The organism is Sphingobium chungbukense, assembly GCF_001005725.1.
Classification (GTDB): domain Bacteria; phylum Pseudomonadota; class Alphaproteobacteria; order Sphingomonadales; family Sphingomonadaceae; genus Sphingobium; species Sphingobium chungbukense.
Genome location: NZ_LBIC01000001.1, coordinates 955,601 through 980,016, shown reverse-complemented (window position 1 = coordinate 980,016; position 24,416 = coordinate 955,601). Strand labels below are relative to the sequence as shown.

General features: G+C 63.1%; 17 protein-coding genes, 1 tRNA gene and 1 pseudogene. 5 read left to right on the top strand and 14 right to left on the bottom strand.

All coding sequences use genetic code 11. The features are described 5' to 3' along the window. Positions 1-55: 55 nt before the first annotated feature. The 5 genes and pseudogenes from YP76_RS04965 to YP76_RS04945 all read right to left on the bottom strand — a co-directional run bounded on the left by YP76_RS04965 (position 56) and on the right by YP76_RS04945 (position 7,754). Positions 56-2,385 (bottom strand): annotated as a pseudogene (locus YP76_RS04965) (TonB-dependent receptor). Positions 2,386-2,588: 203 nt separating this feature from the next. Further along, positions 2,589-4,346: a tetratricopeptide repeat-containing sulfotransferase family protein gene (locus YP76_RS04960; RefSeq protein ID WP_046762413.1), complete on the bottom strand. Its 1,758-nt coding sequence runs from the start codon at positions 4,344-4,346 to the stop codon at positions 2,589-2,591. Positions 4,347-4,488: 142 nt separating this feature from the next. Beyond that, positions 4,489-5,319, bottom strand: coding sequence for a sulfite exporter TauE/SafE family protein (locus YP76_RS04955; protein ID WP_046762412.1), 831 nt, complete (start codon positions 5,317-5,319; stop codon positions 4,489-4,491). 287 nt (positions 5,320-5,606) lie between these two features. Further along, positions 5,607-6,722 carry an alanine dehydrogenase gene (ald, locus tag YP76_RS04950; RefSeq protein WP_046762651.1) on the bottom strand — a complete coding sequence of 372 codons (1,116 nt, stop codon included), beginning with the start codon at positions 6,720-6,722 and terminating at the stop codon, positions 5,607-5,609. A gap of 90 nt (positions 6,723-6,812) precedes the next feature. Then, positions 6,813-7,754 (bottom strand): peptidylprolyl isomerase, encoded by a 942-nt coding sequence (locus YP76_RS04945; protein WP_084733021.1) that lies wholly within the window; start codon positions 7,752-7,754, stop codon positions 6,813-6,815. Positions 7,755-7,806: 52 nt separating this feature from the next. Between YP76_RS04945 and YP76_RS04940 the strand changes: the two genes are divergently transcribed. The 5 genes from YP76_RS04940 to YP76_RS04920 all read left to right on the top strand — a co-directional run bounded on the left by YP76_RS04940 (position 7,807) and on the right by YP76_RS04920 (position 10,618). Beyond that, positions 7,807-7,897, top strand: a tRNA-Ser gene (locus YP76_RS04940). A 157-nt stretch (positions 7,898-8,054) separates the two neighbouring features. Next, entirely contained in the window at positions 8,055-9,329 is a 1,275-nt protein-coding gene (locus YP76_RS04935; RefSeq protein WP_046762650.1) for a tyrosine-type recombinase/integrase, read from the top strand. After that, positions 9,326-9,838 carry a hypothetical protein gene (locus YP76_RS04930; protein ID WP_046762410.1) on the top strand — a complete coding sequence of 171 codons (513 nt, stop codon included), beginning with the start codon at positions 9,326-9,328 and terminating at the stop codon, positions 9,836-9,838. The genes YP76_RS04935 and YP76_RS04930 overlap by 4 nt, the downstream gene beginning before the upstream one ends. Beyond that, on the top strand, positions 9,825-10,031 hold the full coding sequence (locus YP76_RS04925; RefSeq protein WP_046762409.1) for a DUF6961 family protein: 207 nt from the start codon (positions 9,825-9,827) through the stop codon (positions 10,029-10,031). Before YP76_RS04930 ends, YP76_RS04925 begins: the two co-directional genes overlap by 14 nt. Before the next feature lie 56 nt (positions 10,032-10,087). After that, positions 10,088-10,618, top strand: coding sequence for a helix-turn-helix domain-containing protein (locus YP76_RS04920; RefSeq protein WP_046762408.1), 531 nt, complete (start codon positions 10,088-10,090; stop codon positions 10,616-10,618). Positions 10,619-10,630: 12 nt separating this feature from the next. Here the strand turns inward: YP76_RS04920 and YP76_RS04915 are convergent, their stop codons facing one another. The 9 genes from YP76_RS04915 to YP76_RS04870 form a co-directional block, all read right to left on the bottom strand. Beyond that, the gene (locus YP76_RS04915; protein WP_232307448.1) at positions 10,631-11,038 is read right to left on the bottom strand and encodes an HIRAN domain-containing protein; all 408 of its coding nucleotides are present in this window, start codon (positions 11,036-11,038) and stop codon (positions 10,631-10,633) included. A 431-nt stretch (positions 11,039-11,469) separates the two neighbouring features. Continuing rightward, positions 11,470-11,838, bottom strand: a complete 369-nt coding sequence (locus YP76_RS26495) for a hypothetical protein (RefSeq protein WP_052757306.1) — start codon at positions 11,836-11,838, stop codon at positions 11,470-11,472. Further along, the gene (locus YP76_RS04905) at positions 11,835-12,089 is read right to left on the bottom strand and encodes a hypothetical protein (RefSeq protein WP_046762405.1); all 255 of its coding nucleotides are present in this window, start codon (positions 12,087-12,089) and stop codon (positions 11,835-11,837) included. Before YP76_RS04905 ends, YP76_RS26495 begins: the two co-directional genes overlap by 4 nt. Further along, the gene (locus tag YP76_RS04900; protein WP_046762404.1) at positions 12,086-12,643 is read right to left on the bottom strand and encodes a glycoside hydrolase family 108 protein; all 558 of its coding nucleotides are present in this window, start codon (positions 12,641-12,643) and stop codon (positions 12,086-12,088) included. The genes YP76_RS04905 and YP76_RS04900 overlap by 4 nt, the downstream gene beginning before the upstream one ends. After that, positions 12,640-13,023 (bottom strand): hypothetical protein, encoded by a 384-nt coding sequence (locus YP76_RS04895; protein ID WP_046762403.1) that lies wholly within the window; start codon positions 13,021-13,023, stop codon positions 12,640-12,642. Before YP76_RS04895 ends, YP76_RS04900 begins: the two co-directional genes overlap by 4 nt. Then, positions 13,023-14,345 carry a hypothetical protein gene (locus tag YP76_RS04890; protein WP_046762402.1) on the bottom strand — a complete coding sequence of 441 codons (1,323 nt, stop codon included), beginning with the start codon at positions 14,343-14,345 and terminating at the stop codon, positions 13,023-13,025. Before YP76_RS04890 ends, YP76_RS04895 begins: the two co-directional genes overlap by 1 nt. Then, a complete protein-coding gene (locus YP76_RS26490) occupies positions 14,342-15,193 on the bottom strand; it encodes a hypothetical protein (protein WP_052757305.1) in 852 nt (283 codons plus the stop codon). The genes YP76_RS04890 and YP76_RS26490 overlap by 4 nt, the downstream gene beginning before the upstream one ends. Positions 15,194-15,693: 500 nt before the next feature. Beyond that, a complete protein-coding gene (locus tag YP76_RS28140) occupies positions 15,694-22,365 on the bottom strand; it encodes an LPD3 domain-containing protein (RefSeq protein ID WP_198147422.1) in 6,672 nt (2,223 codons plus the stop codon). Continuing rightward, positions 22,365-24,380 (bottom strand): peptidoglycan DD-metalloendopeptidase family protein, encoded by a 2,016-nt coding sequence (locus YP76_RS04870; RefSeq protein ID WP_232307447.1) that lies wholly within the window; start codon positions 24,378-24,380, stop codon positions 22,365-22,367. Before YP76_RS04870 ends, YP76_RS28140 begins: the two co-directional genes overlap by 1 nt. Positions 24,381-24,416 lie beyond the last annotated feature (36 nt).

Below are 24,416 nucleotides of genomic sequence, written 5' to 3'. Positions count from 1 at the left end.
TGGGGATTCAGCCCATGACGGGCTGCAATAGCCCTGAACTGAATCCCTACACACCCTAATCGAAATCATACCCCAGTTTCAGCCCGAAGAATTGCGGCTTGGTCGGATAGGTTCGCGCATAGGCGCCGCAGATTTCGGTGGCGCATATGGTGTTCTTGCCGAGCGCCCCATGGCTGTTGAAGGCGTTCTGGATGAAGGCCTCTATCCGCCAGCTATCCCAATGGGTGCCGATCGAGAAATCGGCGGTGGTGAAGGGTTTGGTCGGCCCGACCGCCGCATAATCCGCGTCGGTCAGGAAGGTGCGCGTGCCACCCTGATGCGACACCGATCCCTGCACGAAGGCCGTCATCGCGCCCATCGGCCATTCATAACGCGCCGTTGCCGATCCCTTGAAGCGCGGCATGATCGGCAAGCGCGTGCCCTTGGCCGCGGCGGGCGGGACGCCGGGGGTGCAGACGATATTCTTCGTCACCGGATCGACCTCGCAGAAGTCGCTGGTCAGTTGCGCGTCGACATAGGTGGCGCTGGCCGAAAGGCTGAGGCCGCCGAAGCGCGCCGACAGGTCGCCCTCCACACCATAGATACGCGCATTACCCGCATTATAGGTGTTGGTGACGCCATTCTGGCCAACCGGCACCAGCCCGAACTGAAGGTCGCGCCATTTCTGGTAGAAGGCCGCGCCGTTGAAGAAGACCCGGCCGAAATGGGTTTTCCAGCCCAGTTCGAAATTGTCCAGCTTGTCCGACTTGAACGGATTGACCCCGGCCGCCGGTTGTTGCCGCCCGGCCGGTAGCCGCGGGAGACGGTGCCATAGAGCATGACGTCCGGGCTCACCTGCCATTTCAGGCCGCCCCGCCAGATGACGCCGGTTTCGACCTGCTTCTTGTGCACATTTGCGCAGGGGACGTCCGGCATGCTGGTAGGAAAGCAATTGGCAGGGTCGAGGTTGCCGGCGCTGTTGGTCCCGGAAAAGCCATAGATGGTGTTATGCGCCGTATAGCCGCGAACCCCCGCGATCAGCGTGACGCTGGGCACGATGTCATATTCGGCCTGCGTGAACATCGCATAGTCGCGGTCCTTGCGCTTGACGCGGGTCAGGAACACCGTGTCCGTATTGCCGAACGGGGCGATCCAGTCGGGCGTCGGGATTTGGCTGATACCCACGGTCTGGTAATCGGCGCCGATCTTGTCGGTCTGAACCTGAAGGAACAGGCCCGCCGCCAGCCGGAACGGCTTGTCCGTGGGCGAGTTCACCCGGAGTTCCTGGGTGTGCTTGGTATATTTGTCGAACTGATGCGAGGTCTGGGTAGGGTCGAGGAAACCGCCCTTGCCGTCGGGGAAATAGGTGGCCAGGCCGAACTGCGTCACGCCATTGTCGTCGACATAGGTGTAGCTGTCATAGGCGACGGAATAATAGGAATAATCGGCGATATTATCGACCTTGCGCTCGAAATAGCCGCCCGAATAGGTGATGTCCCAATCGCTGAGCTTGCCCTGGATGGTCAGCGCCGCCTGCCACCAGCGGTCCTTGTTGCGGCTGGGCAGATAGTCGGTGACGTTCAGATAGCCCTTGGTCGGATCATAGAAGAAGCCGCCATGGGCGATCTGGCTCTGGTAGAGGAATTGCGGCGTGACCGTCCAGTTGTCGTCCAGATCGACGCGCAGCGCGGCGCGGCCGCCCCAGGTTTCGACGTCGTTATAGTCGTTTTCGACCAGCTTACTGTTATTGACGGTCAGGTTGGTGCTGGGATCATTGTCGTCCAGCGTGAAGGTGCGGGTGCCGGGAATATTGTCGATATAACCGCCGGCCCGATCGTAAAAGCCCACGACGCGCAGCGCGGCATTGTCGCTGATCGGCAGGTTGATATAGCCTTCCGCCGACCCGCCGAAGTCGCCCTTGCTGAACTTGTTGACCTGCAAATCGATGCTGCCGGTCGTCTTGCCCAGTTCCGGGCGGTTGGTGATGATGCGCAGCGTGCCCGACAGCGAACTGGCGCCGAACAGCGTGCCCTGCGGTCCGGCCAGCGCCTCGATCCGCGCGACGTCGTAGAGATGGACGTCGACCATGCCGCCGATCGTCGTGACCGGGATTTCGTCGACATAGGTGCTGCTGGTCGGCAGCGGGCCGATATGCAGCGGCGGGCCGCCCGATCCGGTCGCGACGCCGCGGAAGAAGACCTGCGCCTGGCTGGGACCGAAGGATTGGATGGAGACGCTGGGCAGCAGCTTGGCATAATCGTCCAGCGCCTTGGCATTGGCCTGCTCCAGCTTGGCCTGGCCGAGCGCGTTGATGCTGATCGGCACGTCCTGCAACCGTTCCTCGCGGCGCTGGGCGGTGACGACGATCACGTCGCTGTCGGCGGGCGGAGCGGCCTGCTGCGCCATAGCGGGAAAGGCCATGGCCGTGGTGGCCAGCAATGCGGAAGAAAACTCCATCAAGCGTAAGCGACCTGACATCGGCTACCCTCCCCTCAGGTGCACGAGTTTCTGTGGGGAATTGTCATCAACACGCCGGCGGGCGCAACGGAAAATCGTTGCGTTGGGACAATCATGCGCTTTTTCAGGCGATTGTTACCCGAAAGCCACGCTCAGGGTGCGTCGGGATAGCGGTCCAGCGCCGGGCCGAGGGAGGCGACCAGGGGCTGGAGCCGAGTTTCGACGGCGCGCCATTGGCCTTCGCCGTCGCGGTTGATCGGGCGGCGGACCTGTTCGCTGCTGGCGGTGCGGACGGCACGACGGTTCTGGTGGAAGTGCAGGCAGGCCTCCTCGAACGGCAGGCCGAGCGCGACGAGCAGCGCGCGGACCTCCCCCTCCGGATCATCCAGCAGGCGTTCGTGGATGACGCGATGAACCCGTCCGGGCAGCACGGCGTCGACATGCGCCATCAGCCGGACATAGTCCCGATAATAATGGCCGATGTCGCTGAGGTCATAGCTGAACGCCTGCCCCCGCGCGAAATGCTGGCGGAAATTGGAATAGCCGCAATCCAGCGGATGGCGACGCGCATCGACGATCCGCGCATGGGGCAGGATCAGGTGGATCAGGCCCAGATGCAGCCAGTTATTGGGCAGCTTGTCGATGAAATAGGGCCGCCCTTCGCGCCGCTGGATGCGGGTGCGGTCGATATAGGCTTCCCCCAGGGCCCGCAGGCGGGCGGGGTCGAGGCTGCGGAGCATGGATGGCCAGTCGCCCTCCTGCCGCAGTTCCGCGACCAGCGCGGGCAGATCGGGCAGTTCCATCGTCCCTTCGACCTGGCTGTGGCTGGAGAGGATCTGCTCGACCAGCGTGGAGCCGGCGCGGGGCAGGCCGACAATGAAGATCGGGTCGGGCGCGGCGCTGCCCATGCCCTGCCGCTCCACGAAGAAATCGGGGGTGAACAGGGCGATCGCTGCATCGACCGCGCGGGTGGTGCGCGCCGCTTCATAGGGTTGGCTGAGGCGGCGCAGGCGGTTCGCTTCGGCATAATGAGCGAAGGCGGCGCTGGCTTCGCCCCGGTCGCTCAGCGCCTTGCCCAGCGCAAAATGGAGGTGAAAGCGGTCCTCCACGCTGGCCTGCGCGTCGTGCAAGGCGCCTTCCATGGCAGCGATGTCGGGTGCACCGAAGGCGGCGGTCTTGAGATTGGCGATGCTCCACCACGCCTCGCCGAAGGCGGGGCGCAGCGCGGTGGCGCGGCGATAGGCGGCGATGCTGTCGGCTGTTCGGCCCACGGTCTTGAGCGCATGGCCATAGCTCATCCAGATTTTCGGCTGGCCTGCCGCCTTGTCCAAAATCTGCTCATATAGCGCAATGGCTTCGTCGAAATCGCCCAGTCGGCCCAGCACGGCGGCGCGCAGATTGGCGTGGGCGGGGTTGGACCGGTCCTGCAACCGGTCCAGTTCCTCCAGCGCCTGCGCGGTCTTGTTCTGGCGGTGCAGCGCGGTCGCCAGATTGGCGCGGGCGGCGGTGAAGCCGGGCGCCAGTTCCAATGCGCGGCGCAGCAGCTTTTCCGCATCGGCGTTGCGCCCGATCCGCCCCGCCAGTTCGGCCAGCATGCGGATCGCCGCGACATCGAAGGGATTGTCCTTGAGCCGCCCACGCAGGATCGGTTCGGCCAGATGCAGGCGGTTGTCGAGCAAGGCGACGGCGGCCTGCTGCAGTTGCGGATCGGCGGCGGCGGCGTCGATGGCGGCGGATTCGTGTCGCTCCGCTTCTGCGCCGCGGTTCAGCGCACGAAGGGCCCTGGCGGCGAGGCGATGCGCTTCGCCATCGATGGCGGAATGCTCGAGCCGTTCGAGGCACAGCGCGAGTGCTTGCGCGGGATCTTGGGCAAGCGCTTGCCGGATGGATGAATAGCTTTCGCCCCTCATCCGTCCTTAGATGTCAAGCCCGGCCGGGCTTAGCAAGCGGGCTGTTCGGAATTCCGCCTCGGAACGACCGACGAGAGCAAGAGGAACACGGAAAAATCCGCCCGTGACTTGGGGAGCAGCCACGGGCGACAGGCGAAAGCCACTACATCTTCATGGCGTTGCGGAACATCACGAAGGCGATGACGACGAGATAGACGCCGAAGAACTTCTTGAGCGGCGCGGCAGGCAAGCTGTGCGCTGCGGCTACGCCCAGCGGCGCGGTCAGGATCGACATGGAGGCGATGGCCAGCGTCGCGGGAATGTTGACATAGCCCAGCGATCCCCAGGGGAGGCCGCTTTCCTTGAGGCCGATCAACGCGAAACCGATCGCGCTGGGGATGGCGATCAGCGTGCCGATGCCCGATGCGGTGGCGATGGCGCGGTGGATCGACCGGCCGCATAGCGTCATCACCATGATGGCGATGGTGCCGCCACCGATGCCGAGCAGCGCGGAGAAGGTGCCCAACCCCCCGGCGATCCCGACACGCGCGATACCCGACGGCATGGTGTCGCTGATCACCTTGCCGCCGACCTTGGGCAGCAGGAAATTGAGCGACATCAGGAACACGCCGACCGCGAAGATCATGGTCAGGATATGCCCGTCGACATGACCGGCCAGCATAACCCCTGCGCCGTCGCCCAGGATGATCCAGGGCGCCCATGTCTTGAGCACCTCGAACTCCACCGCGCCGCGCTTGGCATGGGCGAGCAGGGAGCGGATCGACGTCACGATGATCGTCGCCGCAGACGTGCCGATGGCGACATGGGCGATGGCGTCATGCGTGCCGCCCAGCAACGGCAGCACCACGAACAGCGCCGGCACCACCACGAAGCCGCCGCCGATGCCGAAAATGCCCGCCGCGAAACCGGCGAACAGGCCCGCACCCAACATGGCGGCGAGCGGGACGAACCAGGTCATCATGTCACCCTGCATGAGCGCTGCTCCCCGCCGGAGTGCCACAGGCGGCGCTGTTGGGGACGGTGCCTTGATCAATCAGGGCGGCGGAAACTGTGCGATCGACCATGTCGGAAACCCATGCCTCTCTTCGGCGAATTAGCAAGCGGTAGGGGCAATCGACAGCTCCTACATACCGGCAAGACGAACGACGCGGGGGAACCCGCAAAGGGGGAAACAATATTGCGGGGTGGACGCGGTCATATTCGCCCGGACAGGCCGCGGCGTGCCGGCACGCGGCGGGCCGAAAATGTGCCGTCCCGGACCTATCCGATCGCCTCCTGCGCCGGCATATGGGGCAATTCCAGTTCCTGCGCCACCGCCCGGTAAGTGATCCGGCCGTTCCACACATTGAGCCCGTCGAGCAGGTGCGGGTCTGTGCGCAGCGCCTCCCGCCATCCCAGATCGGCGATCCTCAACGCGTGGGGCAAGGTCACATTGTTGAGCGCATAGGTGCTCGTCCGCGCCACCGCGCCCGGCATGTTGGCGACGCAATAATGAACGATGCCCTCGACGATATAGGTGGGATCGTCATGGGTGGTGGGATGGCTGGTTTCGAAGCAGCCGCCCTGGTCGATCGCCACGTCCACCAGCACCGCGCCCTTCTTCATGGTCTTGAGCATATCCGCCGAAACCAGCTTGGGCGCGGCGGCGCCCGGGATCAGCACCGCGCCGATCACCAGATCGGCCTCCGCCACGCATTCCGCCAGGTTCGCTCGGTTGGAAAAGCGCGTCTTCGCCCGCGCTTCGAAGTGGATGCCCAGCCGTTCGAGCGCCTCCGGGCTGCGGTCGAGGATGGTGACGTCGGCACCCAGGCCGGAAGCCATCTGCGCCGCATGGAAACCGACCACGCCTCCACCGATCACCGCGACCTTCGCCGGCAGGACTCCCGGCACCCCGCCCAGCAATACGCCCCGCCCGCCATGCGCCTTTTCCAGCGCCGTCGCTCCGGCCTGGATCGCCATGCGTCCGGCGACCTGACTCATGGGTTTCAGCAGCGGCAGTCCACCCTGGGCATCCGTCACCGTTTCATAGGCTATGCAGATCGCGCCAGATGCCATCAGATCGCGCGCCTGATCAGGATCGGGCGCCAGATGCAGATAGGTGTAGAGGATCTGGCCAGGACGCAAGAGTGCGCGCTCCTCAGGCTGGGGTTCCTTGACCTTCACGATCATCTCGGCCGCCGCGAAAATGGCCGCCGGATCATCCATGATCTCCGCCCCGGCACCGACATAGAGACCGTCATGCGCACCGATCCCCTCCCCCGCGCCGCTTTCCACCAGCACGCGATGGCCGTGGGCGGTCAGTTCATGCACGCTCTCCGGGGTCAGGCCGACGCGATATTCGTGATTCTTGATCTCTCTGACGGTGCCTACGATCATGGCCATCCTCTCCATCATTGCGGACGGGGCTGTAATGTCCGTTAGATAGGCATCGTTCCGGCATTTTACCCGTCTTGGGCAAAGAGAGGCTCAAGACGCCTGCCGCACCGGCACCGGCGCGTTGCAAAGGTCGACCCCGCCCGCCGGCCGGTCATAGAAATCATCCTTCCGGTTCGCCCGCAGGCGGATATAGTCGGCAAAGCTCTGCGAACCGACATCCATGACCTGATAATGCGGCCGCCCCTCCTCAGGCAGATCGCTGGCCAAGCGGACGGAGACGATGGGCAGGCGCTTCTCCCCCGCAGCGTAGAAGCCCAGGTCGCCAGACCCGCGCGGCAGGCTGGCGAGCAGGCTCATGCCCTCGATCACCCGGCCGACGAGGGCGATATTGCGGTCGAGCTGGCGCGGGGCCTGGCCGATCACGGCATAAAGTTCGGCGCCCGTCCCCGCATCGGGCGACAGGTTCCGCGCCACGCCCACCATGCCATAGCAATGGGGCAGCCAGACCGACGTCCCGTCCATCGCGACGGGCCAGCCATCCACAAACCCGGTGCGCGGCGCATAAGCATCCGGATAGGGCAGAAACACGGGCGCCGCCTTGAGCGCCGCGAGCGGACGGACATAATCCGGCTTGATGTCCGTCGCGATGCCGGCGGGAAGGGCTTTCTTCTCGGTCACATCGCCCCATTGGGCGACATAATTGTCCTGTACACGATAGACGCTTTCCCCATCCCACCAGCCCGCCCGGGCCAACGCGCGGATATTGGCGACATGCGCAGGCGCGAAATCCGGGGCGAGCTGAATCACCACGCGCCTGCCCCCTTCCACCGTCATGATCAGCAATGTGTCGGGCGCGACGGATCGCCATGCGCCGGCCGGCGCCTGCGCGACGATGGCGGACGGCGTCGCAGGCGGCTTGACCGACGCATCGGCGGCCAAGGCGGGGACCGACAGAAAAAAGACGGTCAGGATAGCGAGGAAACGGATCGGCATGGGACGATCAAGCCTCGAAATGGAAGGGAAGTAAAGCACCCCCTTGCCTAGCGTGCCGACGCACGATAGGGAGCCGCCTCCAGTGCAATGCGGAGCGGTGGCCGAGTGGTCGAAGGCGCTCGCCTGGAAAGTGAGTATACGTCAAAAGCGTATCGAGGGTTCGAATCCCTCCCGCTCCGCCATTTTCTCCTGTCATTGGGCTTCATTAACCCCCATTTCCTTCGCGTTTCTCCCGTTTTGTGGTTATGAGCCTTCCCATAGGTTCCCACGCGGATGCCCCCAATCGCAGATCATGAGGGGGCATTTTGGGGGCATGGAAAATTCAAGATGGGGGCATCGATGCTTACCGACGCTCAGGTCCGCAAAGCGCAGCCGAGGGAAAAGGACTATAAACTCGCCGACGAAAAGGGCCTTTACCTGTTCGTCACCACCAAAGGATTTAAGAGCTGGCGCTATAAATATCGCCACGCCGGGAAAGAGCATCGGCTGACCTTCGGAGCATATCCCGAGGTTTCGCTCGCCGAGGCGAGGCACAAGCGTGACGACGCTCGCCGCCAGTTGCGCGATCATCAGAACCCGGCGACCGAACTGCGCAAAGCGAAGCTGGCGAGCATCGAGCGCGCCGGATTGACCTTCGAGAAGCTGGCCCGCGCATGGCATGAGAATGAGAAGGGCCGTTGGGCCGAGGTCCACGCCTATGACGTCCTCAACAGCCTCCAGCGCGACGTCTTTCCCGAGATCGGCAGCATGCCCATTCAGGAGATCGATGCCCCCACTGTGCTGGCAACCCTCCGCAAGATCGAGCGGCGCGGGTCCATTGAAACGGCCCGGCGCATCCGACAGCGCATGTCCGCAGTCTTCGTCTATGCCATCTCGGAAGGCGTCGGGGACAGCGATCCGGCCGCGATCGTCACCAAGGCGCTCAAGCCGCTTCCCAAGAAGGGCAAGCAGCCTGCCCTCACCAACATTGAAGAATGCCGCCAGTTGATCATCGACAGCGAGGCGTCGGGCGCTACGCCGGTCGTGAAGCTGGCTTCACGCCTGCTCGCGCTCACATCGGTGCGGCCGGGCGTCGTGCGTGGCATCGGCTGGGATGAATTTGAGGATCTGGAGGGGGACGAGCCAATCTGGCGCATCCCCGCCGCTCGCATGAAGCTGGCGCTGCACAAGAAGGACGAAGAAGCGTTTGAGCACATCGTGCCGCTCTCTCGCCAGGCCGTGGACGTCATTGTCCAGACGCGGCGGCTGACCGGACGCTGTCCACTGGTCTTCCCCTCGATTCGGCACAGTCACCAGCCGATGAGCGAAAACGCGATCGGTTACCTCTATAACCGGGTCGGCTATCATGGTCGGCATGTGCCTCACGGCTGGCGCGCGGCGTTCAGCACCATCATGAACGAATTGCATGACCGCGCGTGGCGAGCGGCTGGGCATCAGGATGCTTCACCCGATCGCGCCATCATCGACCTGATGTTGTCGCACGTCCCGCAGAACAAGGTGGAGAGCGCTTATAATCGCGCCGCCTATATGCCCCGCCGTCGAGAGATCGCCCAAGAATGGGCTGACCTGCTGATGGACGGCGTCATGGGGGCGAAGAACCTTTTGAGGGATTGAAGCCGCCGACGCGCTTGCGTGCCGCGATAGCGGCGAGCAGGCTGGCCTACCTGAAGGGGAATGATTCGGTGCTGGTACAGATTGATGTTGAACCGCGCGGCGGTGCCTATGTAGATCCTTCCGCCGTGGTGGCTATCGTCCCCCGCCCGGACCAGTCCGGATGCTGGGTCATGATGAAGGGAGGTCAGAGGATTGTCTTCCCTGGCGACATTGAGCAGGCTCATCATCAGCTGTTTGAGATGGAGCGTGGTGATCCGGAGGGCCCTCGCGAGCCCGGCCCGCGCATCGTATCCGACGAATTATCTGGACGGCACCTGTCGTTCGGCATGCCGTTCGACACGAACACCCGGGGCCTTGGCGTGGCGGTCTACATGGACGTTATGTCGGACGACGATCCCGATGAGGGCAGGCCATCAAGGAAGATTTGCCAAATGCTTCTTCCCCTGCGCGAGCTACGGCGGGTATTCGATTTGCTAGAGGCGGAGATCGCCAAGGATGCCGCTGAGTGATTGGGAACTCTGGGCCTGCGCTCAGCAGGTCATAAAGCAGCACGGGGCGAAGGCCCCGCTGCACCTGGCCAGCCGAATAGGTGAACTGGCGACGGCGGGCGATCTGGACGGTGTTCAGACATGGAAGGCCATTGCCGAGCGCGTCGACCAGTTGATGGACTATCGCGCGGGGAGGCCACTAAGCAAGCAATAGTAACTAAGTTACTTGAAGCCTTGACTTTGTCCGCGTAACTCAGTTACTCATATGGCATGGCAGACGAAACCACTTTTGCGGGTCCCGACCTGAAGAAAATCAGGTCGGCGCTTGGATTAAATCAGCAATCAATGGCGGACGCATTAGGTCTGACCGCCACCTTCATCGGCCTTATGGAGCGAGGAGAAAGGCCGATCGAAGCTCGCACGGCGAGGGCCGCGAAGCAGCTGCTAAACGAGCGCGCACCTATATACGGATGGCGCGGCGATTTGCCCACGTTCGACGATGACGTGGCGATAGCTGACGCAGTCATATACTGGGAACCGCTGCGCGCTGGGTTGCCGCCTGTGAAGGTGGCGGCGCGAGGCGACCAGCCATATGATTGTTCATTCGGAGCAGACAGCGGCGACTGGAGCACGTTCGACACTACCGGACGCCTGCTCCGCTTATTCGTCCGCTTCCACGAACTAACCGTGGTTCACGGCATCCCGTCAGTCGACGTCCACAGCGCCTTCCTTCGCGTCCCGGAATATCGCGCGGCTGTGGAAATCTCGACCTTGCCAGACGAGTATCAAGCTACCCACTGAACGGCAGGCCAGTCATATGCTGCTGAAGTCGTCCTTTGGTTCGCGCGGCGGCCAATCGTCATCGCCATAGCCATCCGGATCAGGAGGCGGTGGCGCTCCTCGCTGCACCGGCTTCTCGACCGGCAAGGCTGGCTCGCTCCCGTCGAACGTCACCCGGATTACTGCGCCGAAGGTATCGGCTCGCTGAAATATCGCACGGATGACGGCAAGCTGCCCGCCGATCCATTGCGCCTGCTCAGCGGGAACATAACCTATCTGAACATCCCGAGCCGAGTAGACGCCGATCGCGCGGCTGTCGGCTGGGTTCTTGGGTTCGCGGCGGAGATCCACCGATTCGCCTGGCGCGCACATCGCGATCTCAAAGCGGCGGCCGGGCCCGCGTTTATTCGGATAGTCTGCGCCTACAACAGCGATGGACATGGGCGGGCGGGGCATGACGCAAAGATATGGTTGTGCGCCGCCACTGGCAATGGGCGCTGCGGAACCGGATCGTTCCTCTGGCGTAATTGAACTGCCTCGCCCCGGCTTTGAGCCGCTTCACCTATAGGGGCGAGGCAACCAGGAGCGCGGCGATGGCAAGAGACCCCGATAGGTTCGGCACCGGCTTCGGCTTCGGGTTCCTGATCTTCGCGATCGTGATCGGCGGTATCCTTGCCCTGATTTTCGGGGTGCGGTTCTAGGGCTTCGGACAGTCGAACTTCCCACCGTGCGCGTTCGCCCATCGGCAGATGCGCGCCACAGCAGCCCAGCCGCGCTCGCCCCAGCTTTCCACCGCAATATCGTGCTGATCCAGTGCCGCCTCACTGCCCAGCGCGTCAGGGCTTAGCAGCGGCTTCGGCTCGACCGTGAGATCAGCGGCAGGCGGCAAGGGCCGTTGTATCGGTTCCCTGCTGCCGCAGCCGCTCGCAAGCAAGAGCGACGCGGCGAGGAGAAGGCAGCGCGTCCGGTATATTCGCGACAGCATCAGTCAGTGCCTCCTGTTTTTCGGCAATAGAAGCGTCATCCTTGCGCCGCTCGATCGCCGCGACTTCCTTGGCGTCGGCGTCCACCTTCATCACTTCGACCGTCGCAACAGCGGCGGCGGCATCAGCTTTACTTGTGCCGGCGGATTTGCCTTCGCAGTAGGCGAGCGGGGCAGTCAGCAACGCGCCCAGGACAAAAGCGGCCGCGATCTTCCAATATGCGCCGGTCACACCCTTGATCCAGTTGCCGAGGTTCATCCCGCCTTCTCCTCCGCTTTGGCTTTGGCGACCTGCCGGTCCTTCAGCGCGATAGCGCCAGCCGTGGTGCCGATCAGTGCCGCGATGCCTGCCGGATAGGTGAGGCAGAAGCCTTCAAGCGATGCCTCTATCACGCCGGTTGCGACGAGGGCGGGAACAGAGACGGTGAAGACGACTGTCCCGAACGCGCCCAGCACGCGCTGGACCTCGAACTCGCCGCTAATGCCTTTGAGAGCGTTGAGGATCGTCATGCCGGGATCGCCACACGATTGAGCAGCCAGCCATACACAAAGGCTTCCTGCGAGGCGTTGCGCTCGGCAATTCCGAGATACCGCTCGCCCTGGAGCGCGTTCATGGCAGCGAGCAGAACATCGATTCGGCCGCGACGAGGGTGTGCCATATAAGCCGCCAGCGCCGCGTCGCTCTTCGCGCCATAATTGCCGTCGATCTTCGCCAGATCAAGCCAGAGCCTTCCGCCCTCATTGAAGGCATTGAGCGCGCGCTGGAGGAACATGATGCCCCAAGGCGCACCCATGTTGACGCCTGTGTCCAAGGCCTCAGCGGCAAGCGTTGGGGCGCGCTTGGCAAGCAAATCGATGCCGGTCGCGGCCACGAACTGCTGCCAGTAGATATCGAAGGCCAGCGAGCGCGGCAGCGCCTTCATGTCCCCCTGATAACCATTGGCGCGGGCGAGCGACTGGACGATGCCAAAGCGGGTGGGGCCGCCCCGGTCGGCAGGGTGGTTCACATAATCACCCTCGCGGGTGATGACGTCGTCAATCATCTCCTTTGGCGTCTTCGTCATGTCGCGCCTCCGTTATGGTATCGCTCGAGCCGCGTGATGCGGCGGTCATAATCCGCAAAGCGGCTATCCTGCGCCTCGGTCTGGGCCTTCTGCCGCTCATCGATCCGGGCCAGCGTCTGCTGCATGTCTGTCACGCTCGACGCGACCCAGAACATTGCCCCGGTGATGATGACGGCGACGACGCTGGCGGCTAACCCGGCGAGCCATTTCAATGTCGGGTTCGTCACCTTTTCCCCTTCTTCTGGAAGCGCGCCATTCAGACGAGCGATTGCGCGTTCGATCTGGGCAAGCTGCGGCGCGACCTCGCCCAAGGCCATCGCCGCCGCCTGCTGCGCCATGATCTTGACCTGTTCGGCCGTGGCGGGGTCAGAGAGGGGCATCAGTTCGACCGGCAGCTGACATAGATGGCCTTGTTGGCCGGGTCGGAGCCGTTGCCCTTCCAATAAATGTCGAAGAAGCCGTTCACTGACCCAGCAGGTGCGCCCAAGAGCATCCAGGGAGTTCCGATCGCGGGATCAGAGGGCTGAAGGCTGCAAGCGCGATAGTCCGTCTGGGTCGCGAAACGGATGCGGACAGGTCCGTAGGTCGTGCCGCTGGTGGAGCCCAAACCAGTCCCATAGACGATGGTGAAGCCATGCTCGCTGTTCTGGATGAAGCAGCCTGTGCCGCAACTGCCGCTGGCGATCGTTGGCGTGCCGGGATAGGCCATCATCCCGCCGCTTTCCATCCGCCCGCAGGTCGTGCCGGGCAGGTAGTTGTTGGGGCAGGCAGAATAACCGCCAGTCTGGCCTAGCGTGTTGATGACGCCATTCCTCACGGCGTTAAACGTGGGCCCGGTGGTCGCTCCTGAAATCGGCGCAGCCACGAAGTCGATCGTTCCGTTCTGCGCCGCAGCGGCATAACCAAGGGTAAAGGCGGGGGTTCCGACGTTAACGACGTTCAAGCCCTCGACCTGAATGCCTCCGCCGTTCTGTGCCAGGAAGGCAGCAAGCCCGCTTCCGGTAATGGTCAGTGTCGTGTTGGCAGGGCACAGGCTGACGGGGCAGGTAACGACCTGCGCGCCGCCATATGCCCACACGAGGGGGAAACCCGGGGCAGCAGACCCCAGCGTCACGCCCTCCTTGATCCCGATGAACCCGGTTCCGCGAACGAGGATGGGAGCGCCCACGGTGCCGCTTGCTTGCAGCGTGACGTTGTGCAGTTCGACCGCGATCGGCGCGTAGTAGACTTTCACCGCCCAATCATTTGTGGTGCTGATCGTGCTGCCGTGCCCGTCGAATGAAATGTTGGCGATGCCGCTACAGAACGGGGTCGCGGTAGATAGCAGCCCCCCGGTGAAACTGAGGCCCTCCGTATAGGTCTGCCCAGCGACGCCATGGATGGTCGGCAGAACACTATGGCTATAATTGACGCACAGGTTCCGCGTGACCTGCGGGATCGTCTTACACGCCAGCGCCCCGGTCCCGGTTCCGCATGTGTTGCTGTCGACACCAGCAACTGCGTCGACGTAGAGGTTCACTGCCGTCAGAGCCTTGGCGACATACGGACGCCCAGATCCATCAACCAGCGTGTCTGCGCTCGAAATGCGCTGGGTCAGGCCGGACGAGGTAACCAGAGGACGCAGAGGCTCCGCCTGCGCTCCCGACGCGACCAATGCAGCGGCGAGAACGAACCCCGCCAGATGGCGCAACAAACCCATCATCCGACCCTTCCTTGGTATGTGAAGAAAATGCCCTCGCCGGGAACGGCCGTCCCAAGGGGCTGAATAAATTCGTTGTCGCCGCTCGGCGCGACCCCGACATGCTTCCCGGGATTGGTGGCGCTGAGCCAAACCTCACCGTAGGTATCAGCGACGGAAACGGGGTTGACCCCAAAGCGGATCACGGAAACCGGCTGACCTGGCGCTTTGGCTGACAGCACAAAACCATGCGCCATCTTGGATCGGTCGGCGGCGCTGGCTTTGCGCACCCCGATGTCCGCGCCGCTGTCGAACAGGTTGACGAAGTCGTTATCGTCCAGGCTTTCGGCCGCAACTCCCACCGTCTGCCACATCGGCAGCGGCGCGGGCCCGCCTTCAGCGAGGTAAGCCCCGCCCGCCGCGTCAAAAGCCAGATACTTGTTCGCGCGCAGCGCAGCGCGGGGCATCTCGAAGCCCGCCTCGCCAAGCGGTGCCCGGATACTGCGGCCGACATCGCGCGCCAGCGCCAGATCGCGGACGGCGGCTTTGTCGAACTGGTTGTTCAGCCCCTTCGGCGTGAACGGCCCTTCGCCGGTATATTGCCCTTCGCGTGTGAAGAAGGGCTCCGAAACAATATAGAGGTTGCCGCTACCGATCGCCGGAGCGACGGAAAATTCTACGTCGCCTCCCTCCTGCTCAGGGTCGACCGTTGCGGTGAAATCAGCGCCTGGGACCAGTTCCCAATCAGCGCCCGTGTCACGATAGACCTCGATCTCGTCCGCTGATCCGGCCTTAAAATCGAAGGCGAAGACCGTTGTTGCCCCGTTGGGGATATATGGCCCCGAGATCGTAGTAGTGACCGTAACTGCCATGGTGCGTCCCAGCGGTTTGCGCTGGTATCGCCTTACCCGCCCGAGGGCAGGCCTATGGCTGATTTGCACAGAGCTTGAGAACCAAGCCCACCCGATGTTATCAGAGAGGGTTCCTTAACGATTCTAGCTGATTATCGCGACGTCTGGGCGGGAGTAACGAGGGTTTATATGCGGCGACTATCGGCTTTTGCTATCGCGTGCTTGTTGAGCGCGCCCGCTTTCAGCCAGACCAACTCGTGTCCCGATCCATCCGCTTCGAGAGATGCTAGGGTAATTTTCGGTCAAGCCGCGCGCGATTGTGTCCGCGCAAACGCCGCCAGGATGTCCAAAGGCAGAGACTCCGCGACCGACGTAGCAACGGCTGCGCTGGCTACATGTTCGGCCAAAATCAGCATGGTCAATGACGGGTGCCCCCAGTCCGGGCGACTGGTTCCCGCTTTGACGGAAGCGCTTCGGAAGGATGCTGTCCGCATAGTGGTTGAGAACCGCACTCGCTAATGTCAGGTATCATCCTTAGCCTTCCCCTTCGTCAGCCCGCGATACCATTCCTTCATCGTCTCGGGGTCCTGCTCGCCGTTCGCCACGTCCACAAGGAACTGGGTTGACGTGGCGATCTGCCCCGGCACCAGTCCGGTGAGATAACCAACAGTTTCCAGCGCGTGACGAACCGGCCTCTTCGCATCGTCGCCTTGGACGATCTTGCGGGCGTCTCGCGTAGTCTCCACCACAGACTGGAAAGCACGCTGCATCGGCGTGAACTGATAGTCGAGTGGCCTGCCACCCGTCGCCGCCTCCCATACAGGTTGAGATAGGTCACGGACACCGGGGATCGGGCCAAGCGATTGGAAGAGCATCTGCTTAAATGCCCAGAAGCCCCAATCCTCATCTTCGCCCGGACCATTGCCGCCAAGGATCTGCGACAGCAGCGGCGGGACGACGATCAGCCACCATGCGCGAGAGATAACCCCCGGTAGGTCGCTCACCTTCCGGACCCCCGCAATGTCACGCCCAAGGTTGCGCTGGCGCTGGTAGAACGCGCTCATGTAGCTGTAGAATTGCGTCATCAGCTTCAGCGCCTGGCCCCACTGTCCCGTGCCGCGCACTACCGCCGCCAAGTCCTTCGGGGAGCCCGCACCCTGCGACAGGCGCACGGCCTTGTCCGCCGAGTAGATCGACGCCTGCTCGTCCATTCCCGCTGCCTGCGCCTTGTTATAGGCTCCGATCCATGTCGGGATCACGACGACGCGGTCCATGTAGCCGATGCCGTGGAAGGCAAATTCCTTTGCGGCGGTCAGCGTTTTGCGGGCAACGGCATCCTTACCGCCCGCCATGCCCTGCAAGGTTTGGCGAATATCGCGGTCAAGCGTGTCCATGCGGCTACGCACCTCGCCAGACTTCTCCATGACGAAGTTGAACGTGTCGATCGGATGGGCCGCCGTCTGCGCGATCCCAGCCGCAACCCATTTCCCGCCCACGACCTCGACGCTGTTCGAGTAGCCAGCGATCTGCGTCATCATGGTCGTGAAGCGGAACCCCATGCCCACGATTGTCGTGTTCGCCCGGAGCTTCTGCATGAACTTGCCGACGCCCTCATTCCCGGCGCGCTCCATCGCCCAGCTGTTCGCCACATATTTCAGCCACGGGCGGAACTGTTTGCGGATTTCCGGCCCGAGCGTGCTGTCCACAGCGCGCATGATGCGTTCCGATTTTAGGAACTTGTCAGCCTGGATCACAGCTTCGCGGTGCGTGATGTCGTGGATCACTTCGCCCAGATGCCGATTGATGACGCCGATCTGGAGCAAGATCGGGCGCTTTACCTGTTCACTCCGTTCGCGGGTCGAAGAGGCGCGCGTGTTCGCCTTGGTGTAGATCGTCTCCAGCAGATCCGACGCCTTACCGGCATGGCCTTCCGCGACGTAGCTTTTCGACGTGTCATAGATGGCGGGATAATAGCCGCCCCGGAGCGCGCCATGCGGCGTCTGAAGTTCCTGCGCCTCGACCTTGTCCGGCTCGACGCCGTTGACGCGGCGCTCCATGGCCGCGATCTGCGGCCACAGTGTATCGATGATGTCCCAGACATTCTGGACGAATTGCCAGTCCGCTGGCGTCAACTCGCGGTTGAGTACGTCGCGCACCGACTGCTCGCGCCAACCATAGCCATCAGTCAGCCGCTGGATATTGCCCGCGTTCCCCATGTTGAGCGCAATGGCGATCAGCTGCTCTCGCTTCATTTTGAAGGGCTGGCCGGTCTCGCGGTTGAACAATTCAGGAGCGGAGAAGCGCTCCGACCAGCGCCGCAGGTGCTTGCGATCCAACTTCTCAAATTCTGCGCGCAGCCGGGCATGATAATCGCCCAGCATCGCGTTCTCGCGGTCCTGCGCCTCAGCGAGAGGGCGGAAGACGATCCGGTTGAATACGCCGTTGCTGTTGCCGCCATCCAGCCAGTCGAAGACCTGCTCCATCTTCAGGAGGCTGGCGTCGAACGCAGCGACCTTGCCCTTGATGTCGTCCCATCGCGAAGGCTCCATCATGTCGGACGGCGGGCGCTGCTTCATGCCGTTCATGCCAGTCACCGCCTCATCCACCACGGCGTCGAACTCGCGCTGTTCATTGTTGTCGATCAGCGTCTGCTTCAGCCGCCCGAGGTGGATGATCTGCTTCACGGCATCGTCAAGCCCGAGCATCTGCTCGACCGTCAACCGGGACCAGTGCGTCGTGCCGAGCGATTCGGCGAACGACGGCGGGACAACCACGTCATAGCCTTCAGCCTGACGCTGGGCCGCCCATGCCTCGAAACTAGCGCGGCGCTCCAGATAGCGCTGCGAGCGCGGGCGCATGTCGACCTGCTCCAACAGCGACTGCGCGCGCTCCAGATAGTCCTGGTCCACGGACTTGATCGTGCGGCGCTTGGCCCATTTCTCCAGCCGCGAAACCGCGCCGTCGATCTCATCAGCTGCCAGCCGAGCCTCCGCCACGAGCGCATTGTTCAGCATCTGCGCCTGCTTCTGCCGAAACGCCTCAGCGTTATCGCCAGCGATGACAGCTTCCATGGCCTGCCGCCCAGCCTTGGAGGCGGCACGCTCATAGCGGACGATGGCCGAACGGGAGGCGACGTCCTTGACCATGCCTTCGCGTACCTGCCGCGAAGCCCACTCCCGGGCTACGCGATAGGGGGTCACCCGATCGCCGGTTGACCGGGCGAGCACACGCAGTTCCGCAGCCAGCACTTCACCTTGCTGATCGGACTGGACGGCGGCGAGCGCCTCCTCCTGGATAGAGCCATCGGTGAATGGATCGCCATAGCGGTCCATCATGATCTGGCTCACCTCCTGCTCGATCATCGCGCGCCGGACTGAGCGTTCGTCACCGGCATCGCGCATCTCGCGACGGCGGGTCTCGACTCCCATGAGCGTCCGAACCATATCATCGGCCGACGCGAACCCGGACAACTCAGCCACTTCGTCGGGGCTCGCTCCATCGTCCTTATGAACAGGCGGCACTTGCTTGGGCAGCAGGCCGGTCGCGTCGTCGCCGAACTGATCGCGCACCCACTGGCTATCGATCGGCATCTCCTTGAGCAGGCCAAGGGCGCGGAACTCCGGCATGGCATCGATGTGCTCGGTTACTTCTGCGCGGACCTCCGCCTCCCGATCACGATACTCCTTGGTGACGCGACGCTTCACGGCGTTCATCGTCTTCGCCAGCATTCGATCCTGCGCGGCCTCCCGCGCGCCACTCGTGAGGGCTTGATAGGCGGCGAACTCGTCGGCGGACATATTGGCGGGCTTCTCGGGAAACAGCGCCTCAAGGTGCTGAGCCGCGACGGCGTCGGCCAACTCTTCGTCGGTAGCGATGAGCCGATCCATGACGCCCCGAATGTCGTCCGTGATAGGCGATCGCAGCCGCGACACGCTGTTGTAGAGCGAGATCAGCCATGCCTTGAAAGTCTGGAACATGCGGCGCAGCCCAGGGCTGGGTGCCTTGCCTTCCATTATGTATCGCTCGACACCCCGAGCCCACAGTTCATGGGCTTCAACGGGGACCGCACCATCTTCCAGCGGATGGCCGTTCGACGCGAACCAGTCCTGCACAAGCTGCCAGTCGTCGCGCACCTGTTGAGGAGCATTCGGATCAGCGGCGTCCTCGCGCAATTCCTCCAGCCAGAGATGGCCCGTTTCATGGAGGAAGGTCGACTGATCCCGCGACTGGAATAGTTCGATGATCGCGCGCGGACCTTGCCCGCCTGGGAAGATGATCCGGCCGCGCGGATGCTCGCCGCCCGCGTTGAGCGTCAGGTTGATGCCATCACTGTTTCCCCCTATATTGGGGGTGGAGCGACGATTTGCAGGGCCGGAACGCCCGCTGGAGTCCAGAGGCCCAGCCTCAGTGTCGGAACCGCCTGCTTTGGAAGGATCGTCGCTCCGGGCCTCTTCCTGAAAATAATACTGATCCGGCAGCGTGTGGTTGTAGTAGATGCGGCCATCCGTCCGCTCTTCCAGATTGACACTGACACGGTGCGTTTCGCCAGCCAGCGAAACCTCACCTTCCAACCACAGATAGCGCCGCACGTTCGGTTTAGCCGTCTGGTCGGAAACCGGAGCCTCGCTCACGAGGCGGCCTTGCTCGATCAGCGTGGGCAATGCTGGGAACAGGCGCAGCTTGGTCGGGTTCGCGCTCGATGAGATCGCCTTGTTCATCCCAGCCTTGGAGAACTCAATTTCCCCGATGGCAGGATTGACCACAACGCGCCCGCGCAGGTTCTCATTATACCAGGCCCGCGCCGCCTTCCGCAGATCGACCGGCGAAGCGTCTAGCGGGGCAATCTCTTCGCCGCTGAGGGTGGCAACAGGCTCTCTCTGATAGTAACCCGGGCCGTCTTCCTGCTCCGCGCTGAAGGATGCAACAGCGTCACGGATCGCCGAGCGACTGGCGGTCCCCGGATCGATGCCCCGATTTTCCAACAATGCCCGCAGCTGCTCCGCCGCATCACGCACCGACTGTTCCCGCGCGACGAGATGGCGATCACGTCCGGCGACACCTTCAGAGATGGCGTCCAGCAGGTCGTTGGCGGTCGGACGCTCTTGTCCGAACTCCGGGAAATAGCCCGCTTCCCAGGCGCGCTGCGCCCAGGCGTCGGCCCCATATTCATTCACGCCGAGGCCGCCGCTAGCCAGCATGGAAGACTGTCCGTCACCGCTGGTATCCCGCAGCAGCTTGCGCTTGCCGGGCTTTCCCTTGTGCCAGGCGTCTGCGCCCATCGCCTTCAGGTCGCCGCCCGTGTCGACAATACCACCGCCCTTGGCGATGAAGTCCATCAGCGAGGGTCCGAAATTCTGGGTCGCATCGAGACCGCGCTTCATCACGTCGATGGCGATGTCGAGTTGATCCGCCTTCTGCGCTGCGGCGACACCTTCAGGCAGGATCTGGCGCACTTCCAGATCGTCCAGTTCGCTGCCGGTCAGGTCGCGGCCCATGCGGGTCGCGCGGGTCGCGGCACGCTGCGTCAGTAGTTCGGCCTGCTGCCGAGCAGATGTCGGAGTGAAGCCCGCATTCATCAGCTTGTCTGCGATCGTTTGGAATAGCCGGTCGCGCGGGACGCCTAAGGTTCGCGCCGCCTGGTCAGCGTCTGCCATGCGGTCGGTCAGGTCCGCCATTACGTCGGCCATCGCATCATCGAAGGTCTGGGCTTCGCGGATGGACATGCCGCCTGCGCTCAGCCGCACATCGGGCTTGATTGCTGCCCACGCCTTCGTCCCGGCCAGTTCGGACACGGCTGTTTCGATCGGGATGACGAAATCGCCGCCTGAAATATAGGCTTCCTCAATGTTGTCGGACCAGCGATCAAAGGCTCCGTCATAGCCGTCGCTCTGCATGAACTGCCGCGCCGCATCGGCGGGGATGTAGATGTTGTCCGCGCCCGTCTCGCCTGCCATCTCGCGCACAAGATCAGCGAAAGCATTAGGATCGCGCTGGCGTAGCTTCGAGCCGCCTGCCGCATCAATGATCGCATCCAGTGCGGCGCTGTCGCTTCGGGCGGCGCGAGCCTGCGTCACTCGGTCAGCGATTTTGCTGGCGGCACGAGCGGTTCGATCAGCAGCGATGGTGATAGACGTGGTCGCCCCCACGCCGCCCACCGTGGCGAGGAATGTCGCCGCAGCCGCTTCCGGCCGTTCCCGCAGGTAATCGCCGAAGGGCTTGTCAGGATTGAGCGTCGACCACTCGTTGAGGTCCTGAAGCACGGTAGCCAACTGCTCCCCAGGCACCTCGCTCTTGATCTGGTTCCAGAAGGTGCGGAGGACCGGGGATTTACCGACAACGTCGCCCACGAGATGACCAATTGGGAGGCGCTCGGTCGCTGTTTCGATTAGCCCCTGCGACAAGGCATAAATGGACGACTGAGGGCGAGAGAGCCCCTTCTGGCGCGCACGGACATATTCGTTTCCGGCAACCGTGCTACCCACCAAACTTGCGCCAGCGGTTGGACCGGCCACGATCCCAACCCCGACGCCCGCCAATGTGGTGGGTAAGCTTTCAAGCCCCTGAAGGAGGTTGCGGACGACCCAGTTTTCGACCTGGGGACGAGCCCGATCGGCAGCTTTCTGATCTTCCGCCTGCCATGCGAAAGATTGGTCCGCGATGATTTGCGGTAATGACCTGATACCGGCGCGCCGCTCCGCCGCCGACGATGGCGTCAATGCAGCCATGTTATCGGCAATGCCGCCAATCAGGCCATAGACGCCGCCAAGCGCCGTCGATGCCCCCGCCCGGAGCGTGCCGCCGATGTTGTAGGCAGTGTTCTTCAGCCCCTCGAATGCTTTCCCGAGGATGCCGAGATTGTCATAGTCGTCCGCAGCGATCCCAGCATTCCCAGGCCCAGCCGACCACTTCCCGATGGCGGGATACTGGGACATGATATTCTTCGCGCGGGTCGCGCGGGCCTCCGCCTCGAATGCCGGAAGGTTGCTGGCGATAGCGGACGGGGCAAGCCCACGCGGCTCAGCCAGCGCGCGGGCGCGGGCCTCTTCGTCGGGCTTGGCGACTTTGATGCGATAGGCCACCTCATCGTCGCGCTGGCGCTTTAGCTCCGCCTCAAATGGGTCTTCAGCCTGAACGGGCTGGGAAGAACTGCGCGACTGAAACGTGTCGAGATATTTGAACGGATCGGTTGCCATTACCAGTAGCGGCCTTTCCCATTGCGATATGCGGTCGCGATTTCATCATCGGTCGGGGCGCGGCCGAATTGATTTTGATAGCCGCGCGAGATGCGCTGGCGGATGTTCTCCGGCACGTCGCCAATGCCCAGCTCGAAGCGCGGTTTGGTCCGGTCAGCCTGGCCGGTGGGAATGCCCAGCACTGTCGTATTGACCTTGAACGTCACGTCCCGCGTGGCGGACTGATAAGCACGGTAAAGCTCGTCGTCGGTGGGGTTGCGCTTGCCCCCCGTGACCGCCTGAATCTCGCTTTCCATGATCTTCTGCACGGCCACACGCTTCTGGCGTTCCGGCTCCTTGCTGCCGGTCAACCCATCCTCGACGCCGAAGGTGGAGATTGTGGAGGCGACCTTGCTGCGGATGGACTTATCCGGATCACCCTTCAGGATTTTTGCCTGTTCAACCGCCAGCCCCTGAAGCTCGGCGCGCGTGACCTGACCGGCATATTTCCCGAGAGGTTCGCGGGCAAAGCGCTCCGGCTCCAGAATGCGCATCAACTCCAGCGACGTCGCCGTGCCTCCGTTCGCTTCCACCGCTTCAGACTTCTGGTTGCTCTTCGCGACGCCCATATATTGGCGCACCGCGTCCGGTGACAGGCGCTCGCGGATGTGGGCCGGAATCTGGCTGACGTCCCGGAACCTATCGCCCAGGTTCATGACAACCTCACTGGCCGCGCGATCAGCGTCAGCCTCTTCGCGCGCCTTCAGGGTTTCGTCCGTAGAGACGCGGCGGCGGATTTCATCCTTGGCGCGCTCACGACGCTCGAAGCTCCAGCCTTCGGCATCCGCCCGCTGGTCAGCCCGAGTGAGCAGGGTATCGAGATCATGGCGACGAGGGGACTGCTGGGCGGAACCGATGACCTGTTGCTGATCGACCGTCTTGCCTTCCTTCTTGACGACCAGATGCAGATGGTTTCCGCTGCTGTGGCCGGTCGTGCCGACCCCGCCGAGAAGTGTGTCAGGCGTCACCGCGTCACCAACCTTCAGCGATGTTGGAGCCTTCATGTGCGAATAGCTGGACGTCGTGCCGTCGCCATGGTCGATTACGACGAAGTTGCCGCTTCGAGCGTCATAGCCCGCGCGCGCAACCTTGCCCGCGCCGATGGAATAGATGGGGGTGCCCGCCGCTGCCGGGAAGTCGACGCCGTTGTGCGTCTTTCCGTTGCCGCGTGCCACGCCATAGCCATCCGAAACGCCTTTGCCCGCGCCCCTTAGCGGGTCGGCGTAGTTGGTCGACGTGCCTGTGTCGTCGCTCCAGCCGCCCCCCATGATGGAGGCGACATCCCCGAAGGTTTCCCGCTTTTCCAACGGCGACTTCAGAGCAGCAGCAATTGAGATTTCATCCTTACCGGTGAGTTCGCCGAGGTTCTTGCGGAAGTAGGCGTCTGCCCCTTCCACGTCGCCGGAGGTGAGCATGCGGTCGATAATCGTGCTGTGGATGCCGGAGACATATTTCAGTTCTTCCGCCTGCACGATGTCCGGGTCCGACAGGCCCTTGCGCCCAAGGTTCTCTCGCAGCTGCGCTCGGCCGTCCGCGATGAAACCGGCACTGAGTTCAGGGTTGCTCCAGTTCTCCGCCGCCTGCTCACCGAAATTCTGGAGCCGCGCCCCACCAACGGTTTCTTCATAGACAGCGGACTGCCGTACGGCATGTTCCGCGATGCCGTCCAGGAACACGCCGTGATATTGCTGTAACCGCCCGTTTAGATAATGCTGAGTCCGCTTGTCAGCCTTGGCGACGATCTCTGAATAGAGCCCGTTCAGCTGGGTATCGACCTCCGGCCGCGCGGTCAGCGCATCCTTGCCCTGCTTTGCCGAATATCCCGTTTTGATCGAGCGAGCGCCGGTCTGGTATTGAAGCAGAAGATCGTCCGCCGACGTGCGCGCCAGGCGATCGTCTATTTCCTCGACCGTCTGCGAATAACTATTGATGCCTTTGCCGAGATCCTGAAGGCCGCGACCGATCGCGCCGCCCACGCCACCATTATTGTCGGCAGGCTGGAGGCGGACATT